The sequence below is a fragment of the Phyllobacterium sp. K27 genome, assembly GCF_054796155.1.
Map to the genome: position 1 here is coordinate 1,557,665 of NZ_CM139240.1, position 24,653 is coordinate 1,582,317.

Consider the following 24,653-nt stretch of genomic DNA (forward strand, 5'->3'; position numbering starts at 1 on the left):
GTGCTGGGCGCAGGGGTTGCTTCGGCTGCACCATCTGCTCAACCGCTTGTGAATACTGAAATTGCTTCATCGAAGATTGTCAAAGTGGACCATAGAAGGGGCCACTGGAGTCCAGCATATCGTCGCGCCTGCACGGTCAGGCAGGCAGCAAGCAAGGCCCGCCGCATGGGATTGCGTAACCCGAGGGTAACTGTGCGAAGAAACGTTTTACGTGTGACTGGTTGGAGATATGGCAATCGAACTGCGGTGGTCTTTGCGAGAGCCAGAGGATGTCCGATTGTTCGCTAATCAGCTTTGAGGTGAAAAGGGTGCCTGGGCACCCTTTTTTGTTACCGGAAGTGACGATCGATTAATTCTTGAGCTCAAAAGTAACATTAACAGTTACATTATAGCTATTCTCGCCTGCTGCTACAGGAACTGAGTCAGCGGCCATAGCCATCATCTTGCCTCGCGCCATAGGCATCGGGCCAGGATTGTATGATTGCTCGGTAATCTCCACGACTTTGCCAAGTTCAACTCCGGCAGCAGCACTTAGAGTCTTCGCCTTTGAAATTGCATTTGCGACCGCTTTCTTGCGGGCCTCTTCAAGTATCGTATCAGGTTTGTCATTGGTAAATGTAAGATTACCACCCTGATTGACGCCGAGCGATACGGATTGATCCAGAATTTCTCCTACCTTTTTCAAGTCACGGACGCGGACTGAAAGTGAATTGGATACTGCATAGCCAACGATTTTTGGTGCTTCAGGCGGTTGTTTGCCGTCCTTGTTTTCCGGATAAACATAACGCGGTTCGATGTTAAATCCGGAGGTCTGAAGATCGCGATCAGCGATACCGGCCTTCTTCATTCCATCAAGAACCTTGGTCATCGATTCATTATTGGCGGTCAGCGCCTCCCGTGCCGTTGGCTTCTCCTCCATGACGACAAGCGAAAGAACTGCAGTGTCAGGCGCAACTGCAGCTTCGCCTTCGCCAGTTACGATGATGCGGGGGCGCGGAGTTTCATCCGCGAGGGCAGCAAAGGGAACTGCCATCATCGCAGTTGTTGCAAAGGCTAAGGTCAGGATTTTTGATGTCATGGATATCTCCCCAAATGACGTGAAGCTGCTGACTCGCAGGTCATTATGGGTGGATTAGGGCAAAAAGTAAAAAATCTTACGGCATGTAAAATATGCATCGAAAAGCGCGGTTCAGCGTTTCTGAACAGCCAAAGGAGTACATTATGACTGACGAGAAAGACAAAAATAGCGCCACGCAGTCCGAAAAGCAGGAAAAGCCCACCAAGACGCCAATCGAGATCCAGGATTTGGATGATGTTGGTATGACGGAAGTGCAGGCAGATGATGAACTGGCAATATTGGGTGAACGCCAGATTGAGTCCGAAGATGCTGGTGATCTGTCCGAAGACGACGATGATAATCCATATCAGGAAAGTGATGCAGCCTTGCCGGATGACGAGGAGGAAGCGGAGATTGCAATTGATCCGGAGCGCGAAGGGCATCGGTTTGGCGACTGAGGAGCAGCATCTTGTTGAGAAAGAAAATACCCACATGAGCGGGCGTTTGCTTTTGTGCCAACTTCGAGATTTGGACATAGGTGTTGACTAAGATACAAATGTTCATTACTCGATAATGCAGTTGCAATCATGTCTTTCGGGGCGCCAGCAGCATAGTTGGACAATCAGTCAAGGAGCGCCGAGATGGCTTCCGCCAGTACGTCAAATGCCAAGCTCAAGGATGACGGCAGCAACCTTCCATTCGCTTTTCGGCACTACACGCCAGATCAATTGAAGGAAGCCTTGCGCAAAATGTACCTGATACGCCGCTTTGAAGAGGGCGCCGAGGAGTCATACACGCGCGGGCTAATCCACGGTACGATGCACCTTTCAATCGGTCAGGAGGCAAGCGCCGTCGGCATATCCATGCCGCTAGCCGAAGATGACATGATTACCTCTACGCATCGCGGGCATGGTCATTGCATCGCCAAAGGCGCGGATGTTTCAAAAATGTTTGCTGAGTTCTTTGGTAAAGAAACTGGCTACTGCAAGGGCCGCGGCGGTTCGATGCATATTGCGGACGTTTCCAAAGGCAATCTTGGTGCAAATGGCATTGTTGGTGGAGGCATTCCTATAGCCGTAGGCGCAGCACTGTCAGCCAAGAAACAGAAGAACGGCAAGATAGTCGTTTCCTATTTTGGTGATGGTGCAAACAATGAAGGTGCCTTTCATGAGGCTCTCAACATGGCCTCGGTATGGAAACTGCCGGTTGTCTTCGTCTGCGAAAATAACGGTTATGGCATGTCTACTTCTACGGCACGTTCAACTGCCGTAGCCAATGTGGCCGACCGCGCGGTCGCTTACAGCATGCCGGGTGTAATTGTTGATGGTAACAACCTTTCAGACGTTGCCGAAGCCTCTCACAATGCAGTGGAGCGTGCACGCCGCGGCGAGGGGCCCACACTTATCGAGTGCAAGACATATCGTCATCGTGGGCACTCGAAAAGTGACCGCAACCGCTATCGCACCAAAGAGGAAATCGAGGAGTGGATCAGCAATCGCGATCCCATTCATCTGTTTGAGGATCAGCTGAAAGAATTTGGGTTCCTCGACGACAGTCAGATCACGGATCTTTGCGATAGTGTAGCAAAGGAGATCGCTGACGCGATCGAATTTGCCAAAGACAGTCCATCACCAGACCTCAATAATCTCACGCGTGACGTATATACGGACTGATCTCATGAATGAAGTAGTGCGCGAACTGAGCTATTCGCAGGCGATCCAGGAGGCGATGGCAGTCGCTATGGAGGCTGATGACCGGGTGTTTCTTATGGGAGAGGATATAGGCGTCTACGGCGGTGCATTTCAGGTCACCGGTGATCTGGTGCAACGTTTCGGCGAAGATCGCGTCATGGATACGCCCATCTCGGAACTGGGCGGGGCAGGCGTTGCTGTAGGCGCCGCTCTGACGGGTATGCGGCCCATATTCGAGTTTCAGTTTTCTGATTTTGCTGCGTTGGCGATGGAACAGATAGTCAATCAGGCAGCGAAAATGCGCTATATGCTCGGCGGTGCGGTTTCAGTTCCGCTGGTTATGCGATTTCCTGCCGGTTCCGGCACAGGAGCGGCCGCACAACACAGCCAAAGCCTCGAAGCATGGTTTGGTCATGTCCCCGGGTTGAAAGTTATCCAACCGTCAACTCCATATGATGCCAAGGGCATGCTGCTTGCTGCGATCGAGGATCCTGATCCCGTCATGATCTTTGAACATAAGCTTCTTTACAAAATGAAGGGGCCAGTTCCAGAGGGCCATTACATTGTCCCTATAGGCAAGGCGGCTGTTGTGCGTGAAGGCACTGACCTAACGATTGTTGCGTCAGCGATCATGGTGCACAAGGCGCTTGAGGCGGCCCAGGAATTAGCCAAAGAAGGCATCAGCGTTGAAGTCGTCGATTTACGAACTGTGCGTCCGATGGATAAGGACACCATAATTGCCAGCGTAAAGAAAACGTCGAAGCTCATGTGCGTCTATGAGGGTGTGAAGACACTTGGTGTGGGTGCCGAAGTGAGCGCCATGATTGCCGAGAGCGAAGCATTTGACTATCTGGATGCGCCAATCGTTCGTCTTGGCGGTGCAGAAACTCCAATTCCTTATAATCCCGATTTGGAGAAGGCGACGGTTCCTCAAGTGCCGGGAATTATCCAGAGCGCGCGCGATCTCGTAAAAGGGGTGCGATAGGTTATGCCAGTCGAAGTTATCCTGCCAAAGGTCGATATGGATATGGAAAGCGGCCAGATCTCCAGATGGTATGCGAAGGAGGGGGATACGATAACAAAAGGTCAATTGCTTTTTGAAATCGAGACTGACAAGGCAGCGATGGAAGTCGACGCGCCGGCATCGGGTATTTTGCGTAATGTGACGGCACAGGAGGGATCCACCGTTCCTGTAGGGCAAGCTGTCGGCTGGATATATGCTGAGGATGAAAGCTATGACGCGGCCATCGCTCCCGTAGAAACGGAAGTGCAAACTGCGGTGCCGCAGCTGCAGTCAGAGGTCGTATCGCAAGATGTTCCGGTTAAACCTACGAACGTGGCCTCTGCCCCATATGAGAATGAAGGTGTCCGCGCTACTCCTCTGGCTAGGCGTATTGCGCGCGAAGCAGGTGTCGACCTGGCTTCTATCTCCGGTTCCGGACCAAAAGGTCGGGTGCAAAAGAAAGACGTTGAACTGAAAACCTGCAAGGCACCTGCTGCCGGGTCTAAAGCCACCCGGACAGAAGTCAGCAATGGAGATACGCTCAAGGCTGCCTGGTTGCGAGAAGGCAAAGACAAGTCGCTCGCGCCGATTGTCCTGCTTCACGGCTTTGGCGCAGATATGAACAGCTGGCGGCCGATGCTTGGCGGCGGCAATATTGATAACCCAATTCTCGCCGTCGATCTGCCTGGTCATGGCGGATCCACATGTTCCATCCCCGGTGAACTTGAAGCGATTGCCGGAATGGTCGAGCAAACCATTACCGAACAACATTCCGGGCCACTCATACTTGTTGGGCATTCGTTCGGTGGGGCTATTGCTACTCTGGTTTCTGGTCGCGGGAATTTGGACGTTCAAGCACTGGTCTTGATTGCGCCGGCTGGACTAGGACCGGAAATCAACGGTGCATTCCTCACGGGTTTCGTACGTGCCCGCTCTGAAGCCAGCCTGACTGCGTGGATGAAGCAGCTGGTCGAAGATGAGAGCCTTCTATCCAAATCCTTTATCGCAGCCACTTTGCAGCAATCAGGGAGTGAGGACTTACGTGAAGCGCAAAGATTGATCAGTGAACGCTTCTTTGCAGATGGTACTCAGATCTTCAGCATAAGGCAGACATTGAACCGCCTCTCGATTCCGGTCCGCGTTATTTTCGGAGCCGCAGACCGTATCATTCCTGCAAGCCATGTCGCTGGTCTGCCCGGCGAGATCGCATTGCACCTGTTTGCTCAAACCGGCCACATGCCGCAACTGGAGCGCCGCGAGGTGGTCATGCGGATATTGAAGGAAGTCAGCCGGTCGGTAAAATAGGATTGATAGTTCTGTTATCAAGTGTGGCACGCCGGATGGCGCTCCGTGCAGATGCGAGATTTGGTGTGATCCAATTGGGCTCGATGCCGATGAATTTGTCGAGAAATGCGATCGCATAATCGGGTATCTCAGCAACATTCTCGCGATAAGACCACCACGTCCGCAAATCCTCGGCGCATTTGCTGGTTTCAGGTGCTGTGCCAAACTCCTGTTGGCAGATCGCAGCAATCGCACCCACACAATAATTAGTGTAGAGAAAGCCCTCCGGCCAAAATGCCACAATTTCGCGCATTTCCGATTGTGAGAGGGCACTCTCGCCCGCCTTTCCAGTGAGCTTTGCGGGCCCCTCTTTAATCAATTCCTTAAGTGCAATGCCTGCTGCGAAGACAATGAAGTCTTTTCGATCAATATCAGCATATGATTTTTGCAATTCGACGGTTTCGATCCAGTTGAGAAAAGCTCGTGTCAATTTGGTGTCGTCAATTAAAAAGTGATAGCCAAAATGCTGGGTCACCAGTGCAGCGTTCTTTCGAAAAGCCATGCGAAACCAGCGCAATTGACGCAACCGATGCCGTAGGTCTGGCATGCGAACAAGTTCATCCTTAAAAATAAAGCTCATTCCCGTTCACCTGACTGTGTTTAGCTTTGACTTGTGTATTATACATATTGACACTTTAAAGAACAAATGTTCTATTTTTTTCTGTTCACTGTTGGGTATTTTCGATCATTGCCATTCCCTTTTCAAAAACCGGTGACGGTTTTTCAGGTTATAGGCTAATCATACCACATCGTACGGTGAAACAGGGAGGAGAGTTGGCATGGTCATGTGGCAATGGGGGTTGCTCGCGCTCGGTCTTTTGTGGGCTTTGCAATCGCTTGGTGTCTGGTACCAGATGCGCCACTACACTGATGTCATGAAGGGGATCACGTCAAAATATAATGATGGTTTTGTTGGAGCCGGCAATGTCCGCGGTCGCCTTGGCAAAGGCATGATCGTACTGATCGTAACAAATGCAGATTTGGCGATTCAACGATTTCTGGTCATGAGTGGCCGCTCTGTATTTGCAAAGTTTAAACGGCGTCCGGAATTCGAAAACATGTCGATTGATGCTTTGCGAACGAGTTCGTTGATGACGACAGAGGAAGATCGCGCACTCGCAAAAGCAACAGAAGTTGCGATAGCTCAGATCGATAGAGCAAAGGCTGAACCGAAGAGTAAGGGGCTTGCCGGTATAAGAGCAGTCAACGCATAGGGACGGTCACTTCGGGGGTGACCAAAAGGAGGAGGGAAACATGTCAATTCTAACAATTTTGGCACAGCATGCGGATATCGCCGCCCACCATATATCGGCGGCCGGGTCGATCGTTTCGGATGCGGCCTTGCATGGCAAACATGCAGTAAACCATGCAGGAAATGATCTTCTCATTCTTGCACAGTCAACGGGCGACATTTCCGTCGAAGAATTCAAGCAAAAGTTGCAGAATGTACAGCAAGAAGAGCAACTTGGCTGGCTGACGAGTATCGGTAAATACTTTATCGGCATCTTCCAGAAGGGTGGCGAGGTTTTTGCCGGATTCGTAACGGGTATCATTCCCACTCTGGTTGTCCTGATGACAGCATTCTATGCTCTGACAGAACTCGTCGGAGAAGAGCGGGTTCACGGAATTGCACGTGGTGCAGGACGGATCGCGCTAACGCGATATACCATTCTGCCACTGCTTTCGGTGTTCTTTCTTACGAATCCAATGGCTTATACATTCGGCTCCTTTCTTGAGGAAAAACATAAGCCTGCCTTCTATGACGCTGCTGTTTCTTATGTTCATCCGCCTCTCGGGCTGTTTCCCCATATTAATCCTGGCGAGTACTTCGTTTGGGGCGGTATTCTGGTTGCACTCCTTGAACTTGAAAAAAAGGGTGCTGTCCCTGCTGGTTATCACATCAATGTCGCGATCTGGTATGCGATTGTCGGACTGATCGTTATCTTGCTGAAGGGCATGTTGACTGAGCGGATAACAGCCATAATGGCACGCCGTCAGGGCATTGAGCTTTAAGTCCGGGGGGAACAGACAATGTCAAAAACTTATACGCCAGTAAAAATTTCCCGCGGCAAGAATGGGTGGGGAGGCCCACTCGTGATCCAGCTGACACCGGAGCGGAACAAAGTTGTTTCCGTTACCGGAGGTGGTATTCATCCCGTTGCAAGGCGCATTGCCGAACTTACCGGTGGTGAAGCCGTTGATGGTTTCAAGGCTCCGCCTGTTGAGGGTGAAATGGGTGTCGTTGTTGTCGATTGCGGTGGTACGGCGCGTTGCGGCGTTTACCCTCGCAAGCGCATTCCGACAGTGAATCTGACGTCGGTTGGGCAAGCGGGCCCTTTGGCACAGTTTATCACAGAAGATATCTATGTTTCGGGTGTGAAGGAAAGCGATATCGTGCTTGCCGACGGATCGCAGCCAAGCGCGGTTGCCGGCAGTTCCTCATCGCGGTCTGCGCCGCCAACCCCTGCCGAGCTTGCTGCTTCCTTGCGTGCTTCTGACGCAGGACAGGCAAGTGAAGGCGGTCTTATCGGTCTGATCAGCGCTGTTGGTCGTGTAATGGGCCGCGTTGTTGGTATTTTCTTCAATGCCGGTCGCCGGACCATCGATCAGGTTGTTCGCAATGTTCTGCCTTTCATGGCGTTCGTTACGATGCTTATCGGTTTCATTCTGTACACCGGCATCGGTGATGTATTGGCGCAACCGATGGGGCCTCTTGCCAACAATATTGTTGGGTTGCTGATACTTTCTGCGATTTGCGGTTTGCCATTTCTGTCACCAATATTGGGGCCGGGCGCTGTGATCGCGCAGGTTATCGGGGTTGCAATCATCGGTCCGCAGATCGCCAATGGGACAATATCGCCTGCGATGGCTCTGCCGGCGCTCTTTGCTTATAATACGCAAGTTGGCTGCGACTTCGTGCCGGTTGGCTTGGCATTGGGTGAAGCCAAACCAAAGACGATTGAAATTGGTGTACCCGCTGTTCTGATAAGCCGCCAGATCATGGGCCCCGTATCTGTGCTGATCGCCTGGGTTGTCAGCCTGATCGTATTTTAAACCAAAAGAAGAGATAGAGGTTCGCTATTATGTCAGTCCAATTCAAAACACGGATAACAGCCGTCGGGCCTGAAGTGGCGGATCTCGCGGAAGGAGGCGTCGTCATTCTTTTTGCCGAAGGCGCCCCTCCTGAACTGGCCGAGGTTTCCGTTCTCCATCTTTCAGAGGTTGATCCTTCTGATTCAAGTCCTCCTGTCGGGTCAGTTATTCAGATCGGCGACATTTCGGCCAAGATTACCGGAATGGGTGATTATGCATGGCAAAAGGTCAAGGAAATTGGTCACGTTGTCATTACTTTTAATGGTGCCAGCAAGGTGGAGCGACCAGGGGAAATTTGCGCTGCTGAAATATCGGCCGACAAGCTTATATCGGCGCTGAAAGTCGGAACCGTGATTACCATCGGTTGATTGCTGGAAATACATCGAATACCGAAGAGAGAATTGAATGGAACGCTCGACTATCGTCCGGGTGCATGATGGATTGCATGCGCGGCCAGCCACTCGATTTGTGAACCTTGCCAAGGGTTTCGAGTGCGATATCGAATTGATCAAGGTCGACAAGTCGATCAACGCAAAAAGCTCCGTGAAGCTGATGCTGCTTGGCGTCAAAGAAAATGAAGAGGTAACGGTTCGCGCTACTGGAGCCGATGCGGCTGAGGCTGTCGAGGCCCTTATTGGTTTTCTCGAAAATCCCCTCTCAGGTACGTTTGAAATCAATGGGGGAAAATCCCCAGAATCCGCCGAGGTCACGACAGTTGCGAATAGCACCATGTCGTACGGTCAGTTGCGAGGAGTTGCGGCAAGTGAAGGCATGGCGATTGGACAGGCATTTTGTTTTTTCCCGGCTGTCATTGATCAGGAAAACCGGGCTATTGCGAAAGACGCCATTCCAGCAGAACTCGTTCGATTGAGGCAGGCTTTTGCAACAGTGCAGGATCGCATGAATGCATCGCTTGAGCTTGATGCCCTCGCTACGAGTGATAGAGGGATCATTGCGGCGCTGAAGGATATTGCCTGCGATGAAGATCTCGTTGACGGCGCTACAAAGCTTGTTGAAAGTGGGATGGATGCAGTATCGGCTGTGATTGGCACGACATCCAGAATTGCCTCGGATTTTGCAGCTCTTGATGACCCTTATTTGAATGCGCGTGCTGACGATATAAACGCCGTCGGACGCCAGATTTGCTTGGCTTTGCTTGGACAGAACGATGTCAATCTGGATGCAATTCCAGAGGGCTCAATCCTGATTGCCGAAGATATTGGAGCCTGGGACTTGGCGCGTGCGCCTCTCAAACGCATTACGGGTATTGTATGCGGTCGCGGAGGGGCCACATCGCATGTAGCCATTATTGCGCGTGCCCATGGTATTCCTGCTGTGCTTGGGCTTGGATCGAATGTGCAGCGTCTAAAGAATATTGGTACCGTTGCAATTGACGGTCACAGCGGTGAGGTATTCGTTGATCCGGATCAGAATATCGTCGCAAGATTTGAAAGAAAAATCGCAGAAGCGGCAACTGAAAAACAGGCACTCACTGCATTCAAAGATTTTATTCCCAAACGTACAGACGGGACGATTATTGAAGTCGCAGCCAACATAGGGTCGCTTGAGGAAATCGAGGCTGCGCAGGAAGCCGGTGCAATGGGTGTCGGACTTTTTCGGACAGAGCTTTTGTTCATGCGTCACATGCACCTGCCATCGGAAGATTTTCAGACAGAAACCTATGCGGCGCTTGCAACCGCTTTTGCACCTTATCCAGTTATTGTCCGCACGCTTGATATAGGCGGAGACAAGGCCATTTCAGGCATTGATTTTCCTGACGAGGACAATCCGTTTTTGGGATGGCGTGGAATTCGCATGTGCCTTGATCGGCCCGATGTATTTAAACCTCAGTTGCGCGCGCTTTTGCGCGCTTCTGCCAAGGGAAGTATCAAAGTCATGTTGCCGATGGTTTCAAGCATTGATGAAGTGCGTGCAACACGAGCGCTCATCGCTGAGTGCGTCTCTGAACTGAAAGCAGAAGGTCACGAATATGCGTCGTTCGATTTGGGGGTTATGATCGAGACGCCAGCCGCTGTATTGATTGCTCCGGCACTTGCACGTGAAGTCGCATTCTTCTCCATAGGAACGAATGACCTGACCCAATATATTATGGCTGCGGACCGGCTCAATCCAACGGTTGCCAAGTTAAATGACGTAACGCATCCCGCAGTTATGACCGCCATCAAGATGACGACTTCTGCCGGTGTTCAAGCAGGAATAATGGTGGGTATGTGCGGTGAAGCTGCGGCTCGCCCTGATCTTATCCCGACTTTCATTCAAATGGGATTGACCGAACTCAGCATGAGCCCCGCGTCAATTCAAAGGGCCAAAAAATGCGTGCGAGACATGACTCAACTGAATTAGGGCAGATGCGGTATTAAAAAAGCGAATAGGTCGGATAGTGTGTGGAGCCTATCGCGTCCGGTTATAGCCTGTTCGAACTTTTCGGGACGCGCTTGCAGGGCCAAGAGAGTGGTTTCTACCAGCTTTTCGCCGCCGGATTTATGATTTGAATATGTCGCCAAACCTATTGCCAATGCGACAGCAGAGAAGCACAAAAACGATTTCGTTTGATCAGGCGCGTGCTGCGTGAACAGTGCCGTGCTCCGGTACCGCGACTGCAACTCGATAGCCAATGCGGCGCACGCCGTGGCTATGGCCTTCTGATCACCGCCTGTTGTTGCTGCCAGCAAAGCAGCATGCCGACGAATCATCGTGGCATGGACAGATGCGAACCCCGCTTCATGAACAAGCGCATTGGGTTCATGGAGCGCCTTGAGAAGATATTTTGTCAGGTAATACATGTCGCGGCAGAATAACGTTTCGCCAGTATCACGATTCCCACAGAAATAAGTGGCCAAGCTGTGGGCCTCGGAAGCGCCGGAATGAGCAGCCGGATTTTGTGAAATAAGTGAAATGGACACTGTTTCCACTGACGTAAGGGCTTTATCCAACACCCGAACGACCTTATCCAGCATGAATTCGGGCAGTTCATGAGGTGTCAATGCTGCATCATACCGACTGGCTCTTATGAGATGGCGAACATCTCGGAGCCTGTCTTTCAGATTGATGACGAAGTCGTTTTGAATGTCCCGTAACATACTGGCAATCCCATGCAGGAAAGTGGATAAGGCTTTGTATCTTTTTTTCGTGGCTTGCTAAATAATATTATGGTGGGGTTGTATAATAATGACCACGCAGACGATTTGTCCGCGCAGGCATAGGGGGGAGATGATTGACTGATCGACGCAAGCGACTGAGTGGTGCTGGCAACCAAAAAAAAGCTGCATTAGATGTTGGCCAGCCTGACACGAAAATCAGCCGGATGCGCATGCGTGCTGCATGGATGTATTACATCGAACAGATGACGCAGAACGAGATTGCTGAAGTCCTCGGTGTTGGGCGAGTAACAATTGTGCGAATGCTGGCAGAAGCGCGGGCGCGCAACGAGGTCAAAATCGGCATTCAGGGTTATCTTTCTGATCTGATCGCGTTGGAGCGTGAGTTAGAACAGCGATTCGGTTTGGACAAAGTGATTATTGCGCCTTTATCTCAAGCGGAAAGCGATCCAATACCTGCCATTAGTGCTGCGACTGGCGCATATCTATCAGATGTAGTCAGCAATGGCATGCGCGTCGGTGTCGGCTGGGGCCGCACACTGCTCAGCACGCTCTCATTTATCGAGGCCCGGGCGCTTGAAGATTTTACAGTCATTTCGCTTTTGGGGGGAATCAGTCAACCGCGCCGGTTCAATCCTGCTGAATTTGCATGGCAGTTCGCCCAGCTTTTTCAAGGCGAGGGCTATCTTATTCCAGCTCCGGCAATGGTGGATAGCATCGAAACCCGTACTGCACTGATCGAGCGGTGCGGGTTAAAAAGCGTTTTCGAAATGGCAGAAGATCTGGACATGGTGCTGCTCAGCGTGGGTGCCATCGAGACAGCATCAAGCACACCATATCGTATCGGATTTCTCAATGAAGGGCATCAAGCCTCATTGGCTGAAAGAGGTGCGGTTGGCGACCTTTTGTTCCATTTTTATGACACGCAAGGAAATCTTGTCGATCACCCGGTTCATGATCTTGTCATGTCTGTCGGTATAGACACCATACAGAGAGTTCCCGTGCGTGTTCTCACATCGGGAGGGCGGGAAAAGATCACTGCGCTCTACGGTGCTATGAAACTCATTCGACCAACTGTATTCATCACCGACGAAGAAAGCGCCAGACAATTGCTTGCACTCGCTGATAATGAAACGGTGCGGGCAGAAGCTTCTGTCAGAAAAAGTTGAGGTAATTGGACTGTTTGGCAAGTCGGGGATTGCATTCGGGATTTTTCCCGTTATTGATCCCCGCACGGCTTGCGTTTCTTGCAACGCTGCCTCAGGTGGGGCCTGTAGCTCAATTGGTTAGAGCCGGCGGCTCATAACCGCTTGGTTGGGGGTTCGAGTCCCTCCGGGCCCACCATCCCCTGTCAGACCAAGGCCGTTGCTTGAGAACGCCGCTTTCGGTACGTCCCACGGGACAGGAGAACAGCGCTCTCAGTTCCCAACTGATCCAGCCCACGTGCATTCGAACGCAGGTATCGGCGCAGAGAATCCCTTCAATTGCATTGGTGCGGTTTCCGTAAAGGTAGCGCTGCTGTGCTGATCCCGGAATACACTCTCCGAAACGAGAATATGATCAGTCGAGGCTGCCGAGCATAAGCGGGCAGCTAGCTGAACTGTTGTGCCAAAAAGATCGTTACTGTCCTCGACGGGTTCTCCGCAATCAATGCCGATCCGAATGTGTATAGGCTCGGCGTTACCTCGGTTGTATCGCTGGAACCCTTGATGAATGGCGGTGGCGCAATCAACGGCCTGCGTAGTGGACACGAAGGACGCCATTATGCCGTCGCCGGTGTGTTTCACCTCGCTCCCGCTGTACTCTTTCAAGCATTTTCGGACTACGGAATCGTGTGCCCTGACGAGTTCCGTGCCCATGCGGTCGCCGAGGCGGGCGGTCATTTCTGTCGAGCCCACTATATCTGTAAACATGATCGCGCGATGGGCGCATTCTTTATTTTGTGATTTTCCTGCAAGAGGTTCGGGATCTTGGATCCGGCCAAGGAAAGCCTCTACGGCGGAAAGGGCTACCTCGACAACCTCGCCGGCTACACTGCCATGCGCCACGCGATGGACGCACTGAGCGGTTTCTTTGTCTGGTGCATCTACCAGGCAAAACGCAGTGCCTCGCTGGTGGTCAAACCAGTAGGTCAGGAACTTCACCCCATAGTCGTCCTGGACTTCGAGATCCTTCCGATGTGCCTCGGCAACGTCTGCGGCGCTAAATCCTTTGAGATCATGACGATCCATAAATATGGCCATCGTCTTTCCCCTTCCCAGTCTCCAAGAAGTGTATACCCTATCGGAATTTGGGGCAATCGATCGTTACCATTGCACCAATCAAGCAATGCGCGTGATTGCTCTGGTGACAACCGCATATTGGCTATTACGCTGTGAGCATGGCGTTGGTCGTGTGAGCAGCTCACTTCCGACATCAAGTCATATAGTTCGGAGAAAACCGATCCAACTGAGCGTCTTCCAATGGAAACAGCTTGATTGCATTCTCGGCTTCCTAAGTTTTCCAGTTTTTTCATAAGAGCTTTTTTCGCATCCTTATCGATCATTTACCCTCCAGCGTTGTTCCTGCCTTCGCTCGTATCCTCTCCGCAGTACCAGCTAGTCCCGTCGGCCCGTAAAGCCAAAGCTGTACTTCCTCCTAAGCTTGACGCCAGCCGCTGGATCGGTTCACAGGAAGCCGATCCAGCGGCCCGCGACGATTGCTGATGGCCAGGCGATCAGAGAGATGAGGGCACTGGCGCGGACCATCATCGGAATCTCTCCATCCCGTATCGCGGCGCGCCAGCCCTTGCCCGCATGGAGCGCCACGGCGTTGATTACTCCAATAGCGAGGATGCAGAGCTTCGCCAGGAAGGCCGGATTCTGAGCATAGACGACCGGTCGCACACTGAAGAGCATGAAGCCTGTCAATATGGCGCACACGGCGCCTGCCGCAGCAAAGCCGGCAAGGAATGGCCCCATATGTGCCAGCGGCAGCTGCCGGAACAGGCCGACAAGACGCAGATCAAGCGGCAGGATTGCTCCGACGAGCACAGAGATCGAGAGAATATGAGCCGCGTTGACCAACATGTAGAGCGTGGAATTGCGGGCGAGCACCAGTGCAAGCGGCGTCTGTCCAAGCCATTCGAGAGCGGGCCAGATCATTCCTCGGTCGTTTTTATGCGATCCGGGTACATGTCGTAATTCTTGCCCGAGATGGTGATGCGGACGGCCTTCATACGTTTCTCATTCTTGTCCAGGGACCGGTTGCCGAGAACGATGACTTCATCCCCGGGCTTGGCGGCACCTTCGCGAAAGCCGGAGCGTTCCGTCTGGCGCGGATTGCCGAGATCGATCTGCCAGCTCTCGCCATTGGCATCCACGGAAAGTGAAGGATGGGGCGGAGCTAACGAGACCGTGCGGATGATGCCGGTCAGCATGGTCTGCTCGCCTTCCGCCCAGGACCAGCCGTGATGGGCCATGGCCACCGTTGCGGAACACAACGCCAGAAGTCCTGCGCCCGCAATATGTTTCGCATTGAACATCGTGATCTCCTCCTTGCGGATATGGTCGCAACAGGATCAAAACACATCAGGCCGCATATGCGTCATCACTCTTGAGTGAGGAGTTGGTCCGATCAGTTGCGCAGCAGCTGCTTCCATATGGGCAGGATATTGAGGCTTGGGCAGTGGTATTCAGACATCACGCTTCTTCAATAATGCCGATAAATGGATATTGACCGACTGCGCTATATTTTCAGCAAGCGCAAGGAATCCAATGCCATTGAAGAGGTTGCGGACCGCGTCAAAGCCAGTGGATACTCTGAATAAGTTGCACATATGGGATTCGTTATGGCTGAACTGTGTGAGAAGCGCATAGTTTATTGCCATCTGGATCACGAAGATAAGCAATGTGGAACTGCCTTCCCCATATGTGGCGGACCCCTGGCGGCTCCTCGATGGATGTTCCTCCATTCTTCACACCAGCATCGTGCCAGGCAATCGCCATTTCAGGCGATGTCATTGTAAAGCCAATTGTACCGCCATTGGCGTGGCATGCCGTGTTTCCGTCTATAGGAAGAGTGACAATGAATGCCCGCCCCTCCTTAATGTAAACGAGGCGCCCTTTCTCATCCATTTTTCCGCTGTCGCCACCCATTGCAGCAAACAGGGCATCATAGAATGTCTGAGATTTGGCAAGGTCATTTGAACCAACAGCAATGTGACTGAACACTCCGCTATCCTTCCATCATTTCGAGTTTTAGGGATGATATGCGATCCCTGCTTGTACGCAAGCAGCGCCTTAATCCCGCAAGTCTCTTTTTGCTGTCATGATAGTCCACCAGCATGCGCGTGTGTTCCACTTCTTTTGTCGGTTGATCAGCTGCTGCACAGAATGCAGTATAGTCTTGAACAGGAGGATAAGTGATGCCAATCGCCAAGAACACAATATGCATTTGGTACGACAAGGACGCTGAGGTCGCAGCCCGCTTTTACGCAGAGATTTTCCCCGACAGCTTCGTTACGGCCATTCACCATGCTCCCGGTGACTTTCCCTCCGGTAGCAAGGGAGATGTGCTGACGGTGGAGTTCACTGTTGCAGGAATACCTTGTCTTGGTCTCAATGGTGGCCCCGCATTCAAGCATAATGAGGCTTTCTCGTTTCAAATTGCTACTGATGATCAGGAGGAGACAGATCGCTATTGGAACGCAATTGTCGGCAATAGCGGTCAAGAAAGTGCCTGCGGATGGTGCAAGGACAAATGGGGCGTTTCATGGCAAATCACGCCGCGGGTGCTTACTGAAGCTCTGTTCGTTGGAGGCGATGAAGCGAAACGTGCATTTGAAGCGATGATGGATATGAAGAAAATTGACGTTGCTGCAATCGAGGCTGCACGCCGCGGCTGAGAATGATCCACGCGCAGAAACTTGGTGTCGGTCTTTACGGATCGAGGTCCGTGGTCTCAGGACGGGCTGATGGGACTACCAGCTCCCGCTGTTTGAGGCGGTCCCTGGATATATTCAAACAGTTATAAGGCCACCGTCTGGCTTGGCTTTCATGATCCAAGCGAGCACCGAAGCGGTATCTTCGAGTATTTCTGCCTTTCGCGCAAATCCTTCGAAGGCCTGTGCATCAACGCAACGAAGTAGAGCATCAGATACCCACATTCATGGCATGATTATGCAACATATTGTCGTGCCTCGGAACCATAACCGTTTTCGCTGGTTCACCTTCCAAATGGAAGGAGGTAGCAATGACTGACCAGCGCCCATCGAACGACGTGAAGAGAACTGGCACAGAGGCCAGGCAAGGTTCATTGGGTAAACCGATATTGCTTGTATTGGTGAGCGGACTGCTTCTTACTTTGATTGCATGGGGTGGGGCCGAGTTGTTTGGCGAAAGCACTGACGACAACGCAACCGTAACTGAGCAAGAAAATCCCGCAGCCGGCCAGAACAAAGCTTTTGATCAGGCAACACCTCCGTCTGGTGACCAACCAACCTCCAATGCGCCCGCTGAAAATGCAAGACCGCAGACCGGATCTGGAGGGAGCACTCAGGTCAATCCCTCAAACGATACGCCTCAGTGAAGCTGCATAACTGGTGAAGGCTTGGAAAGGAACATTGCGTTGACAGAGAAAACGGACAAGAACGATCCTGAAAAAGATGCCAAAGGGCAGTTTGTGAAGACTCAGCATGGTGGGAGAAACGATGGGATTGTGAGTGCCAATCCACGAATTCTATCCGATAAAGAAGATGGTGACGCTACGTTCAAATCAAATGCAAAAGAGAACGAGCGTGATCGACAGGCGCCAAATAAGTAGCGTCACACAGGCGTCGTCGAGCTTCTGCCAATTGAGAACTTCGCTAAGCCGGTGAGGCGATTGCCAGAACGACAGCGATTACCAGCAATGAAGGTCCCATCCATTTGAAATGAGGTACGAGGCTTGCAAGCCACGCGTTCTTGGCGCCTTGGCTGGGAGTTGGAAAAGGAAGATAGCGAAAACCCACAGCTGTCATCCATAATCCGGCGCAAAACATAATCAACTCGTCGATATAAGCTGCAATCATGGCTCGTCCCCTTGTAAAAAAGCGATCTAACCGTGTTGCTGAATGGAAGACAAGATGGAAACGCTTGCGACTTGCGGTCTATCTTAAAGATTCGGGTAGCAGCCAATGGATGCGGCAATTGACCGGGACGTGCCTCTGCTGCCTCTCATGATATGCGATTAAGTACGAGCTTGAGTTGTTATTGCCCCGATTGATCCAGCGCATGCGGTGATGGTTGCTGCCCGGTCGTGCGGTTTTCAAGCGGGTTTATGATGATAAAGGTTGCAATTGCAATGACGGCAACTGCAGCACAAAACCAAGCTATTCTTGTTGTCATATCCGTCTCCTTTTCTACCTCGTGCCAATTTTTACCGGCACTTTGTTGCGCCGCTTTACTTTTAGTCGGTTTCAGTGGACGCCGTACGCAGGCGGTAATCTAACTGTCATATGATTTCAAGAACGTGTGCTTGGCGGTATCAAGCTTCGGTATCCATGCCGTCACATTGAACTCTGTTGGTTATATGATCTGTACGGTAGACCTCATGCCAACTTGGCGAGCCATGTATTTCGTCGACGGAATTACCTCCATAAGTGGGGAAACGACTCCTGCGAGGAAGAAGTTCCCTCAAACACACACTGCAACCCTTGGCTTAGGAAAAGGTTGTAGTAACTGGGAGGATTGATCATGGAACAGCCAGATCTTGTTTCGAAATACAGAGCTTCTCTAAAAGAAGGGGATGATGTGAAAATTCTCAAGCATGAGGTGGTATCAGGTTTCCCTAATGATGATGAGTGGGCGCATGCGAAAGTTATTTCCAGTTCGGAGGCGTCACTAACAGTGGTGTATAGAGACGGCAGGCAGGAGGTCGTCTTATGGAATTCGGGGCGCGTGCACACCCCCACCTGAAATTTGGTAAGTCAGTCAAATTCTGATCACTTTAATCGGTACCTAACGCGTTGCAGATGGCGCGCGCCTGGCCTCAAAGCGACTATCAGCGCGACGGCAGATTTCTTGCGAACTCGACTGTGCATGACCGGCGGCAAACAGGCAGGTAAGAGCTAGGCAATAGGCCAAACGCAACGCTTAGCGGGTACAGGTAATTTCATATCCTCATTACGAAGGGATATTTACTCTCATGCCTAAACAGCAAGCAGCACGGCCATGACTGCCAGCGCACCGAACAGAATCATACAGCATGTCATCCAATTGGAAATATCACCATTGTGCTTTGTGTGCCGCATCTTATCGACTCCTCCTGAGAGTGACTGACCAAATCAGTGCGTTCTCAATAATCACGTAACTGTCTTGACTTGCGCCAATGTCGTTGAGCGATGTCGTGATCCTTTTCTCCATCCGATTGCGAATGTTTGTTTCGCACTTCATTAATGGAATGGTTGTATTATAGCAATTTAATCAATCTTGTTCAATTTTTGCCGGGTACAAGCATCATCACATTCTGATGTGCGCTAGGGAATATGGCGATGCGTTGGTCATGCCGCAGAGGTTTCGATGAGTCTGGGAAAGACCATCCGCATTAATGCGCCGCGTCCGCCGTGGAAATCTGTTGGTGCGTCAAGCATTTCCAAATGACCGCCATGATCTTCGATAATCTTGTTGACGATTGCCAGCCCTAGGCCGGTACCTTTTTCTCGCGTCGTGACGTAAGGCTCAAGCAATTGATGGCGGTTTTCTGTTGGCAGTCCCTTTCCGTTGTCCAGCACTTCGACCAAGATTGAGGTGCCAGACCCTTTTGCACGGACAAGGATATGCCCCTGATCAATAATGCCCTGCTCAAGCGTTCCATCGATTGATTCAGACGCGTTCTTGAGAATGTTTCCGAAGGCTTGGCCAAGCAAGCGATTGTCGAAATTACCCAAAAGCGGCTCGTCGCTGAAATCATGTTCGAATGTGATGCGATTGTTGCTAATTTCAACCAGAAATGAAGCATCCTTCAGTACGTCTACCACGTTTGTTGTGGCGAATTGCGGTTTTGGCATTCGCGCAAAGTCCGAAAACTCATCGACCATGCGACCAATATCACCAACTTGACGAATAATAGTGTCTGTACATTGATCAAAAATTGCGCGGTCTTCAACAATAACCCTGCCATAGCGACGGCGGATGCGTTCGGCAGACAATTGGATTGGAGTAAGCGGGTTTTTGATTTCATGTGCGATACGACGGGCCACATCGGCCCAAGCAGATGAACGGTGGGCGGCTACGAGATCAGTAATGTCATCGACGGTAACGACATAAGAGGCGTTTCTGTCATCAGCATCCTCGCGCGTTATTTGAACGTTCAGCGAGCGGGCAACGCCATTGCGTGCAATACTGATCTGTCTACGGTGCGATGATCGATCATTGATACCGGCCAGAGCAAAGATTTCGCTGATCTCTGGAAATACCGAGGTGAGCTGCTGGCCAAGTGCATCAGTTACATTGATATCAAGCATGCTTTCAGCAGGGCGGTTCAAGCCTGCTATTTCGCCATTTGCGTTGACGCTGATAACACCTGCGGTCACGCCCGACAGCACCGCCTCAGTAAAACGCCTTCGCTCGTCGATTTCGTCTTTGGCAGACGTAAGATCATGGTGCTGGGTTTTTAGCTGTCCAACCATGTTGTTGAATGTTTGTGACAAGGCTCCAATGTCGCCGTCGGAGCCCTTTACAGGCACAGAGATATCAAAATTGCCGGTTGCTACCTCTTCTGCAGCGCCAATCAGCGCGCGGATCGGTTGCACGACGCGATTGGCGACCGCAATACCTGTCCAGACCGCTGTCAGCAAAAGCAACAAGGTCAGTTCGGTGTAGAGGAGTGCATAGGCAATTTGTGTATTAGATCTGTTGCTGGCAAGTAACTGATACTCCGTATTATTATCGTTCATAACACGCATATTGTTGAGGGCAGATGCATCTACGGAGCGAATTGTGTAGAGATAAAGATCGGGCAGTGCCTGGGTTTTAATAACGGCCCCGACAAGATTGGTTGCTCCTGGCGGAATCAAGACAGGACGATCACCAGCCGCACCGCTGATCGCTTTGAGTGGAACTGCCGGTAATGTCAGGTCGTTGAACAATCGTGCGCTAACGACTACTTCTCCGTTGGATTTGACCAGAGAGGCGCCCAGCAGATTATTGCGGTCGGCATCGTATGTAAGCCAATCCGAAAAAGCACCCCTGTCGAGATTGTAAAGAAGCCTCCGCTGGTCAAGCTCGATTACCATCGACAACGTTGTGGATAAAAGGCTCTGGGCATTGTCTTCCGTATAAGACTGCGCAGCCTTGATAGACATGTCGATAATCTGATTATTCTCGGGATTAATCCAAGAATTCAATCTGTTATCGAGAACTATGAGCGAAAAACAAGCAACTATGATTGACGGGATTGAGGCAATCAACGCAAAAACAATTGTGATACTGGTATGTAGGTCGCGGTTTTTCTCTTTGCTCTTGAAGAAAATCAGTTTTCTTAATGTTGCATAGGACAAATAGATCAAAATGAAGATGGATACCGCGTTCGCCGCTATGATGATCTGTGTAACAGTTTTTGTGGGCGAAATTCCTGTTATACCCATCATGACAACAAAGGACACGATAGTGGTCGCCAAGACCAGGAGCGTCATACCTAACGCACCCTTGGGTAACACTTGGTGTTTTATTGTGTTTTTGCTGCCCGGCATTCATCAGCCTCTTTGCGCCGCTCAATCAGCCAGAGCGACAAGATAGACGTTTCGATTATTGCTCCCAGCTTAACTTGTAAAGCAAGCTTCTTCTGCGACATTGCTCTACCGCAGTGAGAAAGGTTATTTCACGACACGCTCTGCCTGTCTGCCTAATGGAGAATTGCGTTGACAAGAAGAAGGATTTTGACGTTCCCCGATGCTGGTTTAAGAGCAATCGCTCACCCTGTGAAGGCGTTCGACAATCATTTGCAGGAATTGGCGAATGATCTTTTACAGACAATGCGAGCGGCACCTGGAATTGGTATTGCTGCACCTCATATCGGCGTGCTGGAACGCGTTATTGCAATTGAGGTTCCCGGAGGGGCAGAACCGTCAATTTATGTCAATCCTACAGTTGAATGGTCCTCCAGTGAAATGGCACGGCATGATGAAGGAAGCATATCAATGCCGGGTGTCATGGAGTCCATAGAACGACCTGCTGCAGTCCGGGTGCGTTATCAGGATCTGTCTGGATTGGAGAAAACACAGGCTGCAGATGGTCTTCTGGCTGTTTGCTTGCAACACGAGATCGATCAGCTCGATGGGATTTTCTGGATTTACCGACTATCCAAGTTAAGACGTGATCGAATTGTAAAGCGCTTCGAGAAGATTCGAAGTAGTATAATGGATTGATCCGCTGCTCGCTGAGTCAGTTTGAGTTTGATTCAAGACAATTCATTTACCGCCATGACCACCAGCGTCGATATCAGCATGCAAAAGCGTATTGAAGAGCAACTTTCAAATACTGTCGAGTTAAGGATGAAGCTCGAAGAAAAGCTTTTAGCTGCCAACCGTAAGCTAAAAAACCTCTCTGAACGGGATCATCTCACCAATTTGCCTAACAGGCGAAAGTTTAATTATCTTCTTAGGCAAGCATTTGGACAGGCTCACGAGGCTCGCAAAAATCTTGCTGTGATAATGGTCGATATTGACCACTTCAAAACTTATAATGATTTCTACGGACACCTCGCAGGCGACGGTTGTCTTATGCAGGTCGCTCGTAACTTGAACAAGGTTGTAAAACAGACAGGCGGATCGCTTGCACGTTTTGGTGGGGAGGAATTCGCTGCGCTCTTATTCGGCGTTCCCGAATATGACGTGATGAAAATCGCAACCCAGATGCTTGATTCCGTCACTGCATTGAATATCAAGCATGAAGCTAGTTCGAGCGGATTGGTATCTATCAGCCTGGGTATAGCAATACTTGCTGAGGACAATAAAGCGGCAATAGCTGGACCGGACGATCTTCTCAATCTGGCGGATACTGCGCTCTACCAGTCCAAGCGCAATGGACGTGGAAGAGTTAGTCTTTGGGGAGCGTTTAGCTAATTGGCTGGTGGTTTCCTCGAATTGTCTTTCGCCAAACGAGCGGTGCATTGAAGGTCTGGGATTTAACGTTTTGATCGTCAGGGGCATCACCGAGCCAGAACAAACTTGCCTCAACAATTTGATCTATCGGTTGAGCAAAGGTGGTCAACTCATAGGATGACCATCCGGCCTGCTCAATGTTGTCAAAGCCGATCAGGCATAGATCTTCTGGTATGCGAATGCCAAAGTCTTGCCTGGCGCTATCCATAAATCCGAGCGCCATCAAGTCATTGACGCAAAAAACTGCATCCGGTCGATTTAAACTGGTTAGAAGGGTATGCGCGGCACACCTGCCGCTCTCATAAACGGTATTGCCATGGCGTGTTGTTGTCGCATCAAGACCAAAGTTTGCTGCGGCAGCCAAGAAGCCCTTCTCGCGGGCCATCAGGCTTGGCGTTCCCACCTCTGAGTTGACAAACGCTAGTGAACGGCAGCCCGCGCGCAGAAAGGCGCTTACGGCTATTTTAGCCGCCTGATGATCATCGAGATTGATGTGAAAGGGCCCGCTGATGTCATCGTCGCGATTGATCAGTACAATCCTCTGCCCACTGTCGAGGCATAGTTTTGTGATCGCTTTGTCAGGAAGACCGGAGAGCAGTATGGATGCATCAGCGCGATAGTTCAATGTTTGTCGCAACGCTGCATCAACGCCGCCATCTGAGCGATCAGTGTTGATGAGCATTGATATCTTTCCGGCTTTTTGCAGCTCATAGGAGAGAGCTCGAACAAGCCTCGCGCGATATGGTGTGTCCATTTCAGACACGACGAGACAGACAATGCCGCTTTCGCTGCGCATAAGGCCTCGCGCGAGCTGATTGACGTGGTATCCGAGAATTTGAGCCGAGTTCATAACGCGTTTGCGCGTATCTTCGGAGACACTTGCACCTGGCGTAAATGCACGTGAAACTGCTGACCGCGATACACCTGCGTGTCGCGCGACGTCATTGGCGCTGACAAATGACTTGCTCAATCAGTCCTCCTTTGCACAACTTGCACGCGCTTGCGTATACTGAAAGTGCATTTATACGCAAATTTATTAGCCGTAATCAAGTTCGTTACTTGACAATGGGACTTGGCATGTGAAACTTTTGCACACGCTTGCAAAATGCGTGCGGCATGGAGGTGCCGTATTATTCAGGGAGGAATAACCATGCGATCAGTGTTCGCAATAGCTGCTGCTTTTGCCTTTGGCTTTCAGGTGATACCTGGAGAAGCGAAGGCCGCCGGAAGTCTCAATTTGATCTGCTCTGCCGATGTTGTCATCTGTGAAATGATGAAGGGCCTGTTTGAAAAGGAGAAGGGAATCTCCGTGAACATGGTGAGACTCTCGTCCGGCGAGACCTATGCCAAAATCCGCGCGGAAGCACGCAATCCCAAAACCGATATCTGGTGGGCGGGCACCGGCGATCCTCATCTTCAAGCAGCATCTGAAGGCCTGACGCAGGAGTATAAATCGCCATTGCTGGACCAGTTGCAGGATTGGGCCAAAAAACAGGCCGAAAGCGCAGGTTACAAAACAGTAGGTGTCTACGCTGGCGCGCTGGGCTGGGGATACAACACGGAAATCGTGAAGAAGAAGGGTCTCAAGGAAGCCAAATGCTGGGCTGATCTGGTCGATCCTGCCTATAAGGGGGAAATCCAGATGGCGAACCCCAATTCCTCGGGCACCGCTTATACGGCTTTGGCATCTCTCGTGCAAATTATGGGAGAAGACAAGGCATACGAATATTTGAAAGAGCTAAATGCGAATGTATCGCAGTACACCAAATCGGGTTCGGCGCCGGTAAAAGCTGCGGCGCGTGGCGAGACTGCGCTTGGTATCGTGTTTATGCATGATGCGGTGGCGCAGACATCGGAAGGTTTCCCCGTTAAGGCAGTCGCGCCATGCGAAGGGACCGGTTATGAAATAGGCTCAATGTCGATCATCAAGGGAGCTCGTAATCTTGATGAAGCCAAGCAGTGGTATGACTGGGCTCTGAGTGGTGAAGTTCAATCTCGTATGAAGGATGCAAAATCCTTCCAATTGCCATCGAACAAGACTGCAACTATTCCGCCGGAAGCTCCGAGGTTTGAAGATATCAAGCTTATTGACTACGACTTCAAGACCTATGGTGATCCTGCCAAGCGCAAAGAGTTGCTTGAGCGTTGGGACAAGGAAATCGGCGCCAGTGCCAATTGATTGTCAAATAATCTGGAGCATGCCCGAATAGAATTTTGGGCATGCACT

The 24,653-nt window shown here is 51.0% G+C and carries 28 protein-coding genes and 1 tRNA gene; 18 read left to right on the plus strand and 11 right to left on the minus strand.

Annotated elements, in window-relative coordinates; genetic code table 11:
- Positions 1-349: 349 nt before the first annotated feature.
- Positions 350-1,078, minus strand: a complete 729-nt coding sequence (locus tag ACYJL1_RS07525) for an SIMPL domain-containing protein (protein ID WP_460897752.1) — start codon at positions 1,076-1,078, stop codon at positions 350-352.
- A 143-nt stretch (positions 1,079-1,221) separates the two neighbouring features.
- Between ACYJL1_RS07525 and ACYJL1_RS07530 the strand changes: the two genes are divergently transcribed.
- From ACYJL1_RS07530 to ACYJL1_RS07545, 4 genes are all read left to right on the plus strand, one after another.
- Positions 1,222-1,515: a hypothetical protein gene (locus tag ACYJL1_RS07530; RefSeq protein WP_460897753.1), complete on the plus strand. Its 294-nt coding sequence runs from the start codon at positions 1,222-1,224 to the stop codon at positions 1,513-1,515.
- Between the two features lie 183 nt (positions 1,516-1,698).
- Complete coding sequence (locus tag ACYJL1_RS07535; protein WP_460897754.1) at positions 1,699-2,730, plus strand: thiamine pyrophosphate-dependent dehydrogenase E1 component subunit alpha; 1,032 nt, start codon at positions 1,699-1,701, stop codon at positions 2,728-2,730.
- A 4-nt stretch (positions 2,731-2,734) separates the two neighbouring features.
- Positions 2,735-3,733, plus strand: a complete 999-nt coding sequence (locus ACYJL1_RS07540) for an alpha-ketoacid dehydrogenase subunit beta (RefSeq protein ID WP_460897755.1) — start codon at positions 2,735-2,737, stop codon at positions 3,731-3,733.
- Positions 3,734-3,736: 3 nt separating this feature from the next.
- A complete protein-coding gene (locus tag ACYJL1_RS07545; protein WP_460897756.1) occupies positions 3,737-5,056 on the plus strand; it encodes an acetoin dehydrogenase dihydrolipoyllysine-residue acetyltransferase subunit in 1,320 nt (439 codons plus the stop codon).
- Here the strand turns inward: ACYJL1_RS07545 and ACYJL1_RS07550 are convergent.
- Positions 5,037-5,675: a hypothetical protein gene (locus tag ACYJL1_RS07550; protein ID WP_460897757.1), complete on the minus strand. Its 639-nt coding sequence runs from the start codon at positions 5,673-5,675 to the stop codon at positions 5,037-5,039. The genes ACYJL1_RS07545 and ACYJL1_RS07550 overlap by 20 nt on opposite strands.
- A gap of 199 nt (positions 5,676-5,874) precedes the next feature.
- Between ACYJL1_RS07550 and ACYJL1_RS07555 the strand changes: the two genes are divergently transcribed.
- The 5 genes from ACYJL1_RS07555 to ptsP are packed head-to-tail and all read left to right on the plus strand — an operon-like array spanning position 5,875 to position 10,552.
- Positions 5,875-6,309: a transcriptional regulator GutM gene (locus tag ACYJL1_RS07555; RefSeq protein ID WP_460897758.1), complete on the plus strand. Its 435-nt coding sequence runs from the start codon at positions 5,875-5,877 to the stop codon at positions 6,307-6,309.
- Between the two features lie 40 nt (positions 6,310-6,349).
- A complete protein-coding gene (srlA, locus tag ACYJL1_RS07560) occupies positions 6,350-7,108 on the plus strand; it encodes a PTS glucitol/sorbitol transporter subunit IIC (protein ID WP_460897759.1) in 759 nt (252 codons plus the stop codon).
- A gap of 18 nt (positions 7,109-7,126) precedes the next feature.
- Positions 7,127-8,149 carry a PTS glucitol/sorbitol transporter subunit IIB gene (gene srlE / locus ACYJL1_RS07565; RefSeq protein WP_460897760.1) on the plus strand — a complete coding sequence of 341 codons (1,023 nt, stop codon included), beginning with the start codon at positions 7,127-7,129 and terminating at the stop codon, positions 8,147-8,149.
- A 29-nt stretch (positions 8,150-8,178) separates the two neighbouring features.
- Positions 8,179-8,556: a PTS glucitol/sorbitol transporter subunit IIA gene (locus ACYJL1_RS07570; RefSeq protein WP_460897761.1), complete on the plus strand. Its 378-nt coding sequence runs from the start codon at positions 8,179-8,181 to the stop codon at positions 8,554-8,556.
- A gap of 37 nt (positions 8,557-8,593) precedes the next feature.
- Positions 8,594-10,552 (plus strand): phosphoenolpyruvate--protein phosphotransferase, encoded by a 1,959-nt coding sequence (gene ptsP, locus ACYJL1_RS07575; RefSeq protein ID WP_460897762.1) that lies wholly within the window; start codon positions 8,594-8,596, stop codon positions 10,550-10,552.
- Here the strand turns inward: ptsP and ACYJL1_RS07580 are convergent.
- On the minus strand, positions 10,549-11,193 hold the full coding sequence (locus ACYJL1_RS07580) for a hypothetical protein (protein ID WP_460897763.1): 645 nt from the start codon (positions 11,191-11,193) through the stop codon (positions 10,549-10,551). The genes ptsP and ACYJL1_RS07580 overlap by 4 nt on opposite strands.
- A 230-nt stretch (positions 11,194-11,423) precedes the next feature.
- Here ACYJL1_RS07580 and ACYJL1_RS07585 point away from each other — a divergent pair, with 230 nt between their 5' ends.
- Positions 11,424-12,476, plus strand: a complete 1,053-nt coding sequence (locus tag ACYJL1_RS07585) for a sugar-binding transcriptional regulator (protein ID WP_460897764.1) — start codon at positions 11,424-11,426, stop codon at positions 12,474-12,476.
- A gap of 98 nt (positions 12,477-12,574) precedes the next feature.
- Positions 12,575-12,651 (plus strand) — tRNA-Ile (locus ACYJL1_RS07590).
- 74 nt (positions 12,652-12,725) lie between these two features.
- Here ACYJL1_RS07590 and ACYJL1_RS07595 read toward each other — a convergent pair.
- The 4 genes from ACYJL1_RS07595 to ACYJL1_RS07610 all read right to left on the minus strand — a co-directional run bounded on the left by ACYJL1_RS07595 (position 12,726) and on the right by ACYJL1_RS07610 (position 15,518).
- Positions 12,726-13,550 (minus strand): nickel-binding protein, encoded by an 825-nt coding sequence (locus ACYJL1_RS07595; RefSeq protein ID WP_460897765.1) that lies wholly within the window; start codon positions 13,548-13,550, stop codon positions 12,726-12,728.
- A 423-nt stretch (positions 13,551-13,973) separates the two neighbouring features.
- Positions 13,974-14,450, minus strand: a complete 477-nt coding sequence (locus ACYJL1_RS07600) for a DUF6644 family protein (RefSeq protein ID WP_460897766.1) — start codon at positions 14,448-14,450, stop codon at positions 13,974-13,976.
- Positions 14,447-14,830: a DUF6152 family protein gene (locus ACYJL1_RS07605; RefSeq protein ID WP_460897767.1), complete on the minus strand. Its 384-nt coding sequence runs from the start codon at positions 14,828-14,830 to the stop codon at positions 14,447-14,449. The genes ACYJL1_RS07600 and ACYJL1_RS07605 overlap by 4 nt, the downstream gene beginning before the upstream one ends.
- Positions 14,831-15,134: 304 nt before the next feature.
- Entirely contained in the window at positions 15,135-15,518 is a 384-nt protein-coding gene (locus tag ACYJL1_RS07610) for a VOC family protein (protein WP_460897768.1), read from the minus strand.
- Positions 15,519-15,718: 200 nt separating this feature from the next.
- Here ACYJL1_RS07610 and ACYJL1_RS07615 point away from each other — a divergent pair, with 200 nt between their 5' ends.
- The 3 genes from ACYJL1_RS07615 to ACYJL1_RS07625 all read left to right on the plus strand — a co-directional run bounded on the left by ACYJL1_RS07615 (position 15,719) and on the right by ACYJL1_RS07625 (position 17,109).
- Positions 15,719-16,192, plus strand: coding sequence for a VOC family protein (locus ACYJL1_RS07615; protein WP_460897967.1), 474 nt, complete (start codon positions 15,719-15,721; stop codon positions 16,190-16,192).
- Positions 16,193-16,539: 347 nt separating this feature from the next.
- Entirely contained in the window at positions 16,540-16,875 is a 336-nt protein-coding gene (locus tag ACYJL1_RS07620; RefSeq protein ID WP_460897769.1) for a hypothetical protein, read from the plus strand.
- 39 nt (positions 16,876-16,914) lie between these two features.
- A complete protein-coding gene (locus tag ACYJL1_RS07625; RefSeq protein ID WP_460897770.1) occupies positions 16,915-17,109 on the plus strand; it encodes a hypothetical protein in 195 nt (64 codons plus the stop codon).
- Between the two features lie 43 nt (positions 17,110-17,152).
- On the opposite strand, the gene ACYJL1_RS07630 is transcribed toward ACYJL1_RS07625, so the two are convergent.
- Together ACYJL1_RS07630 and ACYJL1_RS07635 are read right to left on the minus strand one after the other, a co-directional pair.
- Positions 17,153-17,356, minus strand: a complete 204-nt coding sequence (locus ACYJL1_RS07630) for a hypothetical protein (protein WP_460897771.1) — start codon at positions 17,354-17,356, stop codon at positions 17,153-17,155.
- A 178-nt stretch (positions 17,357-17,534) separates the two neighbouring features.
- The gene (locus ACYJL1_RS07635; RefSeq protein ID WP_460897772.1) at positions 17,535-17,672 is read right to left on the minus strand and encodes a hypothetical protein; all 138 of its coding nucleotides are present in this window, start codon (positions 17,670-17,672) and stop codon (positions 17,535-17,537) included.
- 348 nt (positions 17,673-18,020) lie between these two features.
- Here ACYJL1_RS07635 and ACYJL1_RS07640 point away from each other — a divergent pair, with 348 nt between their 5' ends.
- Positions 18,021-18,242 (plus strand): hypothetical protein, encoded by a 222-nt coding sequence (locus ACYJL1_RS07640; protein WP_460897773.1) that lies wholly within the window; start codon positions 18,021-18,023, stop codon positions 18,240-18,242.
- Positions 18,243-18,826: 584 nt separating this feature from the next.
- Here ACYJL1_RS07640 and ACYJL1_RS07645 read toward each other — a convergent pair.
- Complete coding sequence (locus ACYJL1_RS07645; protein WP_460897774.1) at positions 18,827-20,959, minus strand: sensor histidine kinase; 2,133 nt, start codon at positions 20,957-20,959, stop codon at positions 18,827-18,829.
- A 225-nt stretch (positions 20,960-21,184) separates the two neighbouring features.
- On the opposite strand from ACYJL1_RS07645, the gene ACYJL1_RS07650 reads away from it, so the two are divergent.
- Both ACYJL1_RS07650 and ACYJL1_RS07655 read left to right on the plus strand, forming a co-directional pair.
- Complete coding sequence (locus ACYJL1_RS07650; RefSeq protein WP_460897775.1) at positions 21,185-21,691, plus strand: peptide deformylase; 507 nt, start codon at positions 21,185-21,187, stop codon at positions 21,689-21,691.
- Positions 21,692-21,712: 21 nt separating this feature from the next.
- The gene (locus ACYJL1_RS07655) at positions 21,713-22,387 is read left to right on the plus strand and encodes a GGDEF domain-containing protein (protein WP_460897776.1); all 675 of its coding nucleotides are present in this window, start codon (positions 21,713-21,715) and stop codon (positions 22,385-22,387) included.
- Here ACYJL1_RS07655 and ACYJL1_RS07660 read toward each other — a convergent pair.
- Positions 22,380-23,396 carry a LacI family DNA-binding transcriptional regulator gene (locus ACYJL1_RS07660; protein ID WP_460897777.1) on the minus strand — a complete coding sequence of 339 codons (1,017 nt, stop codon included), beginning with the start codon at positions 23,394-23,396 and terminating at the stop codon, positions 22,380-22,382. The genes ACYJL1_RS07655 and ACYJL1_RS07660 overlap by 8 nt on opposite strands.
- Positions 23,397-23,576: 180 nt before the next feature.
- On the opposite strand from ACYJL1_RS07660, the gene ACYJL1_RS07665 reads away from it, so the two are divergent.
- Positions 23,577-24,605, plus strand: coding sequence for an ABC transporter substrate-binding protein (locus tag ACYJL1_RS07665; RefSeq protein ID WP_460897778.1), 1,029 nt, complete (start codon positions 23,577-23,579; stop codon positions 24,603-24,605).
- The last annotated feature ends 48 nt before the right edge of the window (positions 24,606-24,653 follow it).